The organism is Natronorubrum amylolyticum, from assembly GCF_052040145.1.
In the GTDB taxonomy this organism is placed as follows: Archaea; Halobacteriota; Halobacteria; order Halobacteriales; family Natrialbaceae; genus Natronorubrum.
Window position 1 is genome coordinate 1,184,153 of sequence record NZ_JBPPFW010000001.1, and the last position, 11,107, is coordinate 1,195,259.

12 protein-coding genes are annotated in these 11,107 nt (G+C 65.5%); 9 read left to right on the forward strand and 3 right to left on the reverse strand.

Features of this window, described 5'->3' with window-relative positions; all coding sequences use genetic code 11:
• Positions 1 to 46: 46 nt before the first annotated feature.
• Entirely contained in the window at positions 47 to 1,246 is a 1,200-nt protein-coding gene (locus ACSFDB_RS06105) for an NAD-binding protein (RefSeq protein ID WP_440770115.1), read from the forward strand.
• A 109-nt stretch (positions 1,247 to 1,355) separates the two neighbouring features.
• Here ACSFDB_RS06105 and deoC read toward each other — a convergent pair whose 3' ends face one another.
• Positions 1,356 to 1,991, reverse strand: coding sequence for a deoxyribose-phosphate aldolase (gene deoC / locus ACSFDB_RS06110; RefSeq protein WP_440770116.1), 636 nt, complete (start codon positions 1,989 to 1,991; stop codon positions 1,356 to 1,358).
• A gap of 72 nt (positions 1,992 to 2,063) precedes the next feature.
• Between deoC and ACSFDB_RS06115 the strand changes: the two genes are divergently transcribed.
• From ACSFDB_RS06115 to ACSFDB_RS06135, 5 genes are all read left to right on the forward strand, one after another.
• On the forward strand, positions 2,064 to 3,041 hold the full coding sequence (locus tag ACSFDB_RS06115) for a ribose 1,5-bisphosphate isomerase (RefSeq protein WP_440770117.1): 978 nt from the start codon (positions 2,064 to 2,066) through the stop codon (positions 3,039 to 3,041).
• Positions 3,042 to 3,177: 136 nt separating this feature from the next.
• The gene (locus ACSFDB_RS06120) at positions 3,178 to 3,999 is read left to right on the forward strand and encodes a DUF63 family protein (protein ID WP_440770118.1); all 822 of its coding nucleotides are present in this window, start codon (positions 3,178 to 3,180) and stop codon (positions 3,997 to 3,999) included.
• Positions 4,000 to 4,036: 37 nt separating this feature from the next.
• Positions 4,037 to 4,915, forward strand: a complete 879-nt coding sequence (locus ACSFDB_RS06125) for an ATP-dependent ribose-1-phosphate kinase (protein WP_440770119.1) — start codon at positions 4,037 to 4,039, stop codon at positions 4,913 to 4,915.
• A gap of 146 nt (positions 4,916 to 5,061) precedes the next feature.
• A complete protein-coding gene (locus ACSFDB_RS06130; protein WP_440770120.1) occupies positions 5,062 to 5,364 on the forward strand; it encodes a HalOD1 output domain-containing protein in 303 nt (100 codons plus the stop codon).
• 122 nt (positions 5,365 to 5,486) lie between these two features.
• Positions 5,487 to 6,215, forward strand: a complete 729-nt coding sequence (locus ACSFDB_RS06135; RefSeq protein ID WP_440770121.1) for a guanosine phosphorylase — start codon at positions 5,487 to 5,489, stop codon at positions 6,213 to 6,215.
• A gap of 99 nt (positions 6,216 to 6,314) precedes the next feature.
• Here ACSFDB_RS06135 and ACSFDB_RS06140 read toward each other — a convergent pair whose 3' ends face one another.
• Positions 6,315 to 7,175, reverse strand: coding sequence for an HNH endonuclease (locus tag ACSFDB_RS06140; RefSeq protein ID WP_440770122.1), 861 nt, complete (start codon positions 7,173 to 7,175; stop codon positions 6,315 to 6,317).
• A gap of 135 nt (positions 7,176 to 7,310) precedes the next feature.
• Here ACSFDB_RS06140 and ACSFDB_RS06145 point away from each other — a divergent pair, with 135 nt between their 5' ends.
• Positions 7,311 to 7,991, forward strand: coding sequence for an amphi-Trp domain-containing protein (locus ACSFDB_RS06145; protein ID WP_440770123.1), 681 nt, complete (start codon positions 7,311 to 7,313; stop codon positions 7,989 to 7,991).
• Between the two features lie 3 nt (positions 7,992 to 7,994).
• Here ACSFDB_RS06145 and ACSFDB_RS06150 read toward each other — a convergent pair whose 3' ends face one another.
• The gene (locus ACSFDB_RS06150; protein WP_440770124.1) at positions 7,995 to 8,729 is read right to left on the reverse strand and encodes a DUF547 domain-containing protein; all 735 of its coding nucleotides are present in this window, start codon (positions 8,727 to 8,729) and stop codon (positions 7,995 to 7,997) included.
• Positions 8,730 to 8,844: 115 nt separating this feature from the next.
• On the opposite strand from ACSFDB_RS06150, the gene ACSFDB_RS06155 reads away from it, so the two are divergent.
• On the forward strand, positions 8,845 to 9,870 hold the full coding sequence (locus tag ACSFDB_RS06155; RefSeq protein ID WP_440770125.1) for an AI-2E family transporter: 1,026 nt from the start codon (positions 8,845 to 8,847) through the stop codon (positions 9,868 to 9,870).
• Positions 9,871 to 9,988: 118 nt separating this feature from the next.
• A complete protein-coding gene (locus tag ACSFDB_RS06160) occupies positions 9,989 to 11,050 on the forward strand; it encodes a DUF7972 family membrane protein (RefSeq protein ID WP_440770126.1) in 1,062 nt (353 codons plus the stop codon).
• The last annotated feature ends 57 nt before the right edge of the window (positions 11,051 to 11,107 follow it).

The following is an 11,107-nucleotide window of genomic DNA, read 5'->3' on the forward strand; positions in this document are numbered from 1 at the left end:
GTCCGAAGACGGAGCCATTAACTAACGCCGCCGCGGACCGGTGGGTATGGCAGAGGTCCGAGCGTGGCAAGATCGGCTGCCCGACAACTGGCGACGGATCCTCTCGACCCGGGCAGCCGTCGCGCTCGCGCTGACCGTCGCACTGCTCTCGGTCGCGACTGCAATCGTCAACATCGGCACCGACGTCGTCTACGGCCCGCTCGCACCGTACCTCCCGGAAGCCGTTCAGGACACGGCTGGCTTCACCGGCGCACTGACGGGATTCATGATGGTCGGCAGCGCGCTCGCACTGCGCCGCGGACTCCGCGTCGGCTGGTGGGCGACGTTCCTTCTCCTCCCGCTGACCGCGGCCCAGGGGCTCCTTCAGGCGAGTGCGTACTCGCTGCCACTGATCGTCCTCTCGCTCGTCTCGATGCCCGTCCTCCTCGTCAGTCGAAAGCGGTTCACCCAGCCGCTCGAGCTCGGGACGACCGAGATCGCAGCCGGTTCGGCCCTGATCGGCGTGCAGCTGTACGGAACCATCGGCGGCTACGCCCTTCGAGACCACTTCGAGGGAATCGACAGCATTCTCGACGCCTTCTACTTCACGATGATCACCTCGAGTACGGTCGGCTACGGCGATATCACGCCGGATCCCGACTCGACCGAAGCGCTGCTGTTCACGATGTCCGTCCTCGTCCTCGGCGTGGCCAGTTTCGGTATCGCCGTCGGGGCGCTGGTCGGCCCGGCGATTCAGGCGCGAATTACGAAAACACTCGGAAAGATGACCGACTCACAGCTCGAACTCCTCGAGGACCACATTCTCGTCCTCGGCTACGGCGAACTGACGGAACCGATCGTCGACGAACTCGCGGCCAGCGACCGGGAGTTCGTCGTCGTGACGAACAACCGGGACGTGGCACCCGCGCTCTCCGATCGAGGAATTCCGGTGGTCACCGGCGATCCGAGCGACAAGGGACCGCTCCGACGGGCGAAAATCGAGCGCGCGAGGGCGATTCTGGTCGCGACGAATCACGACGCCGAAGACGCGCTCACGATTCTTACTGCCCACCAGCTCGCCCCGGAGACCCGCATCGTCGCCGCCGCGACCGACCGCGAGAACACCGAGAAACTCGAGCGCGCCGGCGCGGATGCGGTGATCAGTCCCTCGGTGTTGGGAGGCCACCTGCTGGTCCGGTCGGCACTCGGCAGCGACGACAGCGAGCTGATCGATCGAATCATCGGCAACAACGAGAGTAACGACTGAAACGCTGTACACACCGATCGCAACGCCGTCTGACGATCGGATGTGCGGTGACGTTCAGTGGCTGCGATAGGTTTCAGAACGGTCTCGGTCGGTGACGCAGCGCTCGGACCTACTCCGGCGCGCCCTTGAGAATGTCGACTCCGCTCGAGGCACCGATCCGTTCGGCGCCGGCCTCGAGCATGGCCATCGCCTCGTCGTAGCTGCCGACGCCGCCGCTGGCCTTGACGGGACGGTACTCGCTCATGAGTTCGACGTCCGGGATCGTGGCTCCGCCATCCGCGAAACCCGTCGAGGTCTTCACCATCGAGGCGTCGGCCGCGACGGCGGCCTCGCAGGCGCGATGTTTCTCTTCGTCAGTCAACAGCGCGGTCTCGATGATCACCTTGACGGGAATCGGCACCGCGGCGACGAGTTCGGCTAGCTCGGCTCTGACGGCGTCGTCGTCGCCTGCCTTCAGCCGGCCGATATTGATCACGACGTCGAGTTCGTCCGCGCCGGCTTTCCAGGCCAGAACGCCCTCGCGACGTTTCACGTCGTGATCGTTCTGCCCGTGGGGGAAGCCGATCACCGTCGCGAGCGTGACGTCGGGTGCGTAGTCGTCGGCCTCCTCGAGGGCGTACGGCGGGATACAGGCGTTCATGCCGTGTTCGTTCGCCTCGTCGAGGACGGTTCTGACGTCGGCCATCGTCGTCTCGGGGCCGAGAACGGTGTGATCGATCATCGGCGCGAGTTCGCTGCGGTCCATACGGAGGGACAGTCACCGGACCGCCAAAAACCCGCCCGATCACTTTTGGCCGCTCGAGTGCAACCGGTTGGCATGGACGACAGTCTGCCTGCCGTCGATCCGGACGTCGCGGCGACCGCCGCCGACATCGCCGAGATGGAGATTCGCGGCGCGGCGACCATCGCCGACGCGGCCGCGGAGGCGCTCGCGAGACAGGCCGAACGCTCCGAGGCCGCGAGCCCGAACGAGTTTCGCCGTCAGCTGCGCGCCGCCGCGAAGACGCTCTACGAGACCCGACCGACCGCGGTGAGCCTGCCGAACGCGCTCCGGTACGTTCTCCGCGGGATGAGCGGCGAGACCGTCTCGGAACTACGGGCATCGACCATCGCCCGCGCCGAGGAGTTCCAGGTGGATCTGGCACAGGCCCAGTCGAAACTCGGCGAGATCGGCTCGAACCGGCTGCGCGACGGCGACGTGGTGATGACTCACTGCCACTCGACGGACGCCCTGTCCTGTCTCGAGGCGGCCGTCGAGGACGGCAAGGAGATCGAGGCGATCGTCAAGGAGACCCGCCCCAGAAAACAGGGCCACATCACGGCGCGACAGTTACGCGAGTTGGGGGTACCGGTGACGCTGGTCGTCGACAACGCGGCCCGCCGCTACCTGGATCGAGCGGATCACGTGCTCGTCGGCGCGGACAGCATCGCCGCCGACGGCAGCGTGATCAACAAGGTCGGGACCAGCGGGTTGGCGGTCAACGCCCGCGAGCGCGGCGTGCCGGTGATGGTCGCCGCCCAGACGATCAAGCTGCATCCGGATACGATGACGGGACACACCGTCGAGATCGAGATGCGCGCGGAACGCGAAGTCGTGTCGGACGAGGAGCGAGCCGATATCGCCGGCGAACGGGCCGACGACGGACTCGTCGTCGAGAACCCGGCCTTCGACGTCACCCCGCCGCGGTACGTCGACGCGATCGTCACCGAGCGCGGCCAGTTCCCGCCGGAGAGCATCGTCATCCTGATGCGAGAGCTGTTCGGCGAGACGACCGGCGAGCCGTGGGAGCCCTGAGCGACGGCCGTCGGCCACCGTCAGCGACGAGCAGTGACGACGAGATCGAAACACGAGTACGGCACCGAAGCTGTCTCGTCCGAGCGAATAGTTGACAACCGGAAAGTGTTAGTCGCTGGTGTGTGCCACTACCCATATGGTATTACCCGAGGGGTTCGTGCTCCCGCCGTGGTACCTCCTCGTTCCGATTCTCGTGGTACTGGCGGGGGTCATCGCACTGCTGTGGGCGCTCGAGCCGCCGGTGACCGATCAGACGGTGCTGGCGTTCGTCCCGTGGATGCTGTTCGGCTCGGCCTTGCACGTCCTTCACCGACTCGAGGCGTATCCGGACCAGTTCGAAACGCTGTTCGCGACGCCAACGGTCTATCTCGTGACGGCGATCATCGCCGGCGGCAGCTGGATCGTCGGGATCTTCCTCTACGCGGGCGGGCTGCAGTCGACGATCGAGCGGTTCGTCGGCGTCGTCGGAACCGCGTTCTTCACCGTCTTCACGATGGTCATCCTCAACATCGGCTGGGAGGAGGGGACGTTCGAACTGTTTTGGCCCGTCATTAGCGTCGTCGTCGCCGGAATCGTCACCGCGGTCGCCTGGATCGCGCTCAGCCTCTGGTTCACCGACGTCGCCGCGACGACGAGCGCCACCGGCGCGCTCGTCGTCTTCGGACACGCCTTAGACGGCGTCTCGACGGCGATCGGCTACGACGTCCTCGGCGCGGCCGAAGACGTCCCGCTCTCGCGGCTGATCCTCGAGGCCGGCGGGTCGCTGCCGACCGCCGAGTACGTCGGCGCCGGCTGGCTGTTCATTCTCGTGAAAGTCGTCCTGGCGCTCGTGATCATCGGGCTGTTCAAGGAGTACGTCGAGGAGCGGCCACAGCAGGCGCGGACGATTCTCGCGCTGGTCGCCGCGGTCGGACTCGGCCCGGGCGTTCACAACGTTTTGCAGTTTATCGTCACCTAGATTTTTTTCGGACGGCTCCGTCTTCTCGCTCGTATCGATGGATCCCACCGTACTCACCGCCGGCCACGTCAACTGGGACGTCACGTTACGCGTCGATCGACTCCCCGAACCCGACGGTGAGGCGACGATCCGCTCACAACGTCAGTCCGGCGGCGGCAGCGCCGCGAACGTCGCCGCCGCGCTCGCCGGACTCGAGATCGACACGGGTCTGATCGGCAGCGTCGGCGACGACGACAACGGCCTACTCGCCAGGCGCGAACTCGAGGACGCGGGCGTCTCGCTGTCGGGACTGCAGGTCGTCGAGGGTGCCGACACGGCCGTCAAGTATCTGCTGGTCGACGATACGGGCGAGGTATCGATTCTCGGCAACGACGGCGTCAACGAGGCCGTTCGACCATCGGATCTCGACGCCTCGCGCATCCGCTCGGTCGACCACGTCCACCTCACGAGCCAGCGTCCCGACACGGCCAACGCCATCGCGACCATCGCCTCGGCGGCCGGCGTCACGGTCAGTTTCGATCCCGGTCGGCGGGTCGGCGACCGCGACTACGGCGAGACGCTCGCGGCAGCCGACGTGCTCTTCGTCACCGACCGCGAAGCGACGGCGCTCGACGGCGACACCGACTACCGATCGGACGACCAGATCCTCGTCATCACGTCCGGCGACGACGGCGCGGCGGTTCGAACCCCCGACGGCACGTACACCCACCCCGGGTTCGACGTCGAAGCCACCGACAGCGCGGGCGCGGGCGACGCGTTTGCGGCCGGCTTCATCGCGTCGCGACTCGAGGGTGCGGGGTTCGACCGGGCGCTCGAGTACGCAAACGCCTGCGGCGCGCTCACCGCGAGTCGGGACGGCGCACGGAGCGCGCCGACGGCGAGCGAGGTCGATCGATTTCTCACGGACCGATCGTGAACGGTATGCATATACCAGGGTGTTTCGGGGGATATCCCCGTGCAGTCCGGCGATTCTCACCCGTCGTCGTCTGACGGTAATTATATAGGCGACGCCGTTGGCCACTCGGATAGACAGTCACGGAGACGTGACGGAGAGAGAGAGACATGACGGAACGAAGGATCAGCGAGTCCCACGGATGCGAGTTCAAACGCCGCGTCCGGTACGAGCGAGACGCGGACGAATCGCCGAGTATCGCAACTGCAACGGCGTTGGCGGAGTTCCACGGCGAGGACGTTGCAGCGAGCAGTACTCGATTGTACGACTACATCGATCCGGACGCACTCGATGCCCTCTTCGCGGAGACACACAGCGGTACCGCTCGAGCACCGGGCACCGTCGAGTTCACGGTCGAAAACGTGGCCGTAACGGTCGAGTCCGATCGAGTGACGGTGGAGCCGGCGGACTGACTGCTGTCCAACGGCTGGTGGACAGTAGCCAGCGGGGCGGGGGTGGCGCAGGTCGCCGGGACGACGGACGCTCGGGACCCGTCCTCGAACCTTTTTTCTCGCCGCCACGGAAACGGAGGAGTATGGCAACGCAACCGCACCTGTTGGTAGACGACGGCGATCTGACTGACCGGGTTCTTATTCCGGGTGACCCCGGTCGCGTCGACCGCATCGCGAGCCATTGCGACGAGCACGAAACGATCGCCGAAAACCGCGAGTACAAGGTCGTCAACGCCACCTACGAGGGCCAGGAGCTGACGATCTGCTCGACCGGCATCGGCTGTCCGTCCGCAGCCATCGCCGTCGAGGAACTGGCGAACGTCGGCGTCGAGACGTTCATCCGCGTCGGGACGACCGGCGCGCTCCAGTCGGATATCGAAATCGGCGACATGATCGTCGCGACCGGCGCCGCGAAGAACGAGGGGACTTCGAAGCGCTACGAGGCCGTCGAGTATCCCGCCGTGCCGGACTACGACGTGCTCTCGGCGCTCGTCGATTCGGCAGAGGCCAACGACGAAGACGTTCACGTCGGACCGATCGCCTCGGACGACGCTTACTACGCTGAATCCGACGAGGCCGTCGAAGACTGGGAGGCCGCCGGACTCCTCTCGGTGGAGATGGAAGCCGCCGCCGTCTTCTCGCTTGCCCGCCGGAAGGGCCTGCGCGCCGGCGCGATCTGTACCGTCGACGGCAACCTCGTCGAGGGCACCCAGAAGGGCACCGACACCGAGGACGACGAACTGCCCGACAAGGCCAAGAACAACGTCGGTCGCGCGATCGATATCGCGCTCGAGGCCACGACCCAGCTGTAGCGGTCGCTCGTCGCTGCTTCAGACACTCAGTTTTTCGTCGAAACGCTCGACCGATAGCGTCCGCTCGACTCCAGACACTCCTCGAAAAACAGGCGTCCGTCAGTCGTCCGACAGTCGTGCCGCGAGCGCCGTCGCCCGATCCGTGAGGTCTTCGGTCGTCGTGGACGCGTCTTGTAACTCGTCGTTAATCGCCGCAAAGAGCCGATCGAACGCCATCTCCCCGCTCTCTCGCTCCCAGTCGGCCGTCTCGCGGGTCTCGAGTCGGCAGGTCGAACACCGATCGCCCTCGAGCGCGTCGAAACAGCCGTGACAGCGCTCGAGCCCGGCGAGGACCGTTTCGGATCGCTCGACGACGGTTCGAAGCGTCGACTGCAGGTCGGTCGCCGACGCCGAAAACGCCTCGACCGACGACCGAACGTCGGCGTCGAACGCCGCCTCGTCGATCGCTGCGAGCCGCTCGAGCCGTGCGTCGGCGATATCGATCGCGAGCAAGACGTCCTGACGGATTCGGCGGTACTTCGCGGCGGTCTCGTCGGCCCCGGGCTGTCCGGCATCAGCCCCAGTGCCGGCGTCGGGCTCGGCATCGCCAGCAGCCTCGGACTCGGCGAGCGTCGTCGGAAGCGAGGTTGCAAGCGACGCGAACGAGGCGACGTCCGAGATGGCGCCACCCTGCGTGCGGGTCGTCTCGCGGACGTAGTCGAAGAGAGCTTCCCGCGAAGACGGTGGGTCGGGGGCTGCACTCGAGCGGGGAGTCGAGGACGAGAAGGACGCGAAACAGTCGGTGCAGACGGTCACGAGCGCGCTCTCGTGGACCGTCCCGTCGAGCGGCGCGGCACCGACGGGGTGCGTTCTGCAGTCCGTCGGATCGGTGGCGTCACCGACCGCGCCACAGTGTCGACACGTGTGGTCGTCTCGGTCGAAGACGGCTCGTCGGTCGGCCTGCCAGTCGCGGGAAGTCACGAGCGAGCGAAGACAGCGCGACGACAAAAACGCACCGGCTCCGCGGGTGGACGGGAAGAACGAGCCGTCCAAAGGGTGGACCCACCCGTCCAGAGCCACCTCAACCACTAACCCGCTGGCCGTCGAATACGACGTATGGCCGATTCGACCGACGAAGACGAAGACGCGTTCGACGACGAGTTCGAACTCGAGCGCGCGTACGACCGAGACGAACTCGCCGCGGTCTTTCGCGAGTTCGCGACCGCGCTGGCGGACGACCAGCCGCTGCAGTTGAGCGACGGCGAGCGAACCGCCACCGTCGCGATCCCACAGCGGGTGATCGCGGAGTTCGAGGTCGAACGCGACGCCGACGCCGAACCGCCCGTCGCGGAACTGGAGGTCGAACTCGAGTGGGACGACGCCGACGGCTCGAGCGTACGACTCGAGGAGCACGACGGCGCGGTCTCCGATAGCGCGGGCGACGAGGACGGCGAGAGCGACGATGAAGCGAGCGAAGGCGACGAAGGAGCGACCGAAACTGACGACGAAGCGAACGGAAGCGATGACGAGACGTCCGAGAGCGGCGACGGATACGTCGAGTCCGAGTCGGACGAGGATACGGTCACGGTACGGGCGGGAGACCGGAGCGGTCGAACCGGGCGATTCGAGATCTACGAGGATCGCGCCGGCGAGTGGCGCTGGCGGTTGGTTCACTGGAACGGGAACATCGTCGCCGACAGCGGCGAGGGGTACACCTCCCGATCGAACGCCAAACGCGCCGCACGAAGCGTCATGGGCACGGCACCGGCCGCGAGTATCGAGGATCTCTCGGACTGACGCTCAGGGTCGAAGCTCCTCGAGTTCGAGGTCGAACTCGAGGTCCGGCGGCCGGCTGGCTTTCTCGTACTCGAGCGACGGTCTCGCACCGGCCGGAATCCCGTTGTACTCCCGGAGAAACCCGATGATGCCGCGAGCCCCGCCGAAATCGCCGCGGTAGCGCCGGAACAGCCGCGGAATGGTGGCGACGTCGCCCTCCGGGTCGTATCCGACGTTCTCCTCTAAGAACCACTCGACGACGATATCCAGCTCCGCGTCGACGTCGGCCGGCGAGTAGACCGTTACCGGCGGACAGTGCTCGGCGCCGTGACTGATCGCGAAGTGGATTCGCGGATCGCACGCGGGCAGCCGAAACTCTCGTTCGAACGACGAAGGGAGCAGCCGGGGCAGATAGCCGAGCCCCCAGGGATGTTTCGAGCACCGAAGCAGCCCGTGCTCGATATCGTTGAGACTCAGCCAGACGCCCCCGATCGGGATCCGATCGCGGGAGACGAACTTCCAGCGCTGGAGGAGACTCCCCTCGAGCGACGACGGATCCGCCTCGAGGAGCAACTGCGCGTAGGCGTTGTAACAGTTGAGCCAGAACGCGAGTTTCCCCTCGCGGGTGGCGAGCGCCCGTTTCAGGTGGGCCTGCTCGAGCGTCGCGAGGTGGTCTTGCAACCAGTCGGTATCGCCCTCGGTCTTGACCGCGTACAGCAGATCCGCCGAGAGGGAGAGGGGATCGAGCTGGGTCGACATTCAGTGGTGTGTTAGCGTACCAGACCCTTGAAGACGTGTGGCGAGTGAGTACGACAGTCCAGACGCTGGATATGTCTGGTTCAGTTTTATCCGATAGGTCGTGGTCGAAACCGCTGTGAACCTGAGTCGAGGCTATCTCCTGGCGCTCTTTCTCATCGTCGCCTACCTGTCGTGGCAGCTCGTCACGCCGTTCGTGCAGTACGTCCTCGGTGCCATCCTCATCGCGTTCGTCCTCTATCCGCTCCAGGGTCGCCTCGAGAACTACGTCTCGTCGACGATCGCCGCGTTCGCGCTCGTACTCCTCGCGATCGTCGGCTTCATCGTTCCCTTCGTCGTCGTCGCGATAGCGGTCGCCGACGACGTTGCGAACATTCTCCAGGATATCGACCCTGAGACGCTTCAACTGGCGGAGATCGAGGACCGCATCGCGGAAGAGACGGGATTCGAGATCGACATCACGGAACAGCTGGCCGGCTCGGCCGAGCAGATCGGGACATTGCTGCTCGAGCAGACGACCGCGTGGTTTAGCGCGGTCACCCACGCCCTGATCGGGCTGGGGCTCATGCTGTTCATGCTCTACTACCTGCTCAAAGAGGGCGACACCCTCGTGGCGTGGCTTCGGGAAATGACGCCGTTGCCAGACGACGTCCAGGACGACCTCTACGGCGAACTGAACGAGGTCATGTGGGCGGTGCTGGCCGGCCACGTCCTGATCGCGCTCGCCCAGGGAGTCATCGCCGGGCTGGGACTGTTCGCGACCGGCATTCCAAACGCCACGTTCTGGACGTTCGTCATGGTGATCCTCGCGCTCGTTCCCCTGATCGGCACGTTTCTCGTCTGGGGACCGGCCGTCGGCTACCTCCTGGTGACCGGCGAACCGGTTCTCGCGCTCGTGCTGGCGATATACAGTGCCGTCATCGTCGGCGTCTCGGACGACTACCTACGGCCGATCGTCGTCGACCAGTTCGCCGAGATCAGCCCGGCCGTCATCATCCTCGGCGTGCTCGGGGGGATCTACGCGTTCGGCGTCATGGGACTGTTCTTCGGTCCCGTCATCCTCGGTGCACTGCTCGCGGTGGTCGACGTCATCAACGACAACTACGACCGACTCGGGGAGGAAGGCGGGACGCCCGATACGTAAGCGACGGTTGGACGGGACGCCCTCTCGCGGCAGATTCCGGTCACACAACGCGAAACGACGTTCGGTGGAACGAGCCGGTAGCAGCTATTTATCCGTCGGGACTGTCGGTCATCCATCGATGGCAGACGGTGACTCCGTACTCGAGTCCGTCCGGAATCGGTTCGGAACGCCCGAGCGGCGGATCGACCGCTCGAGCGAGAATCGGATCAAACGCTGGATCCTGTTCGACGGCAATCGCGAGCGCGTCGCGACCGCGCTCCTCGTGACCGTCTTCGCCGTGATGCTCGTCTTAGGCGGGCTCTGGCCGGTCGGCTACCAAGAGCTGCTGGCCGAGACGACGACGGTACAGACGGTGTTCAATACGCTCCTCTCCGGGACGATCCTGCTGGTGTCGATCGTCGTCTCGATCGCGGCCGTCGGCATCTCTCAGGAGCTGACCTCACTCGGCAACCAGTCCGAACGCGTCGACACGATCGTCGAGTTTCAAGAGGAGATCGAAGACGACGATATCGTCGACGTGAGTCCGGCCCGACCGGGACAGTTCACGGCCGTCGTCCTCCGATCGATCAAACAGCGAGCCGACGAGCTACAGGGGATCGACGGCACGGCGGGCCGGGAGTACCGGGACGAAGTCGACCGGCTCCAGAACGATAGCCACTCGAACACCGAGGAGGTGCTGACGACGCTCTCTCGGGTCCCCGACGGCACCACCGACGAACTCCTCACGGGACTGAACTACGACTCCTCGTGGCAACTCTACCAGTCGCGGCGCATCTTGAGCAAGTACGACGACGAACTCACGGCCGAGGAGCGGGAGATCATCGAGGACATCAGGGAGACGCTCCACAAACTCATGGTGAGCCGCGAGTACTTCAAGACGCTCTACTACAAACTCGAGCTTTCGGACCTCTCGACGACGCTGCTGACCGTTTCGCTGCCGATCATCGTTTTCATCACCTACGTCTTGCTCGCGCTCAACTCGGGGTTCTTCCCGGACGTCACGGTCGCCGGATTCACTCCGCTGACGGTCTTCATCAGTCTCGCCTACACCATCGCGCTGGCCCCCTACGCGGTTCTCACGGCCTACGTTCTGCGGGCCGCGAACGTGACGAAACGGACGCCCGAGGAGGGGCCGTTCGTGCTGGACGGCGACCGCGAGACTGCCTACGACCGGCAGTAGCTGGGATCGAATCTGTCCGACCCTCGAGCGGTCGTGTCGGCTGTCGTGAACTATAAG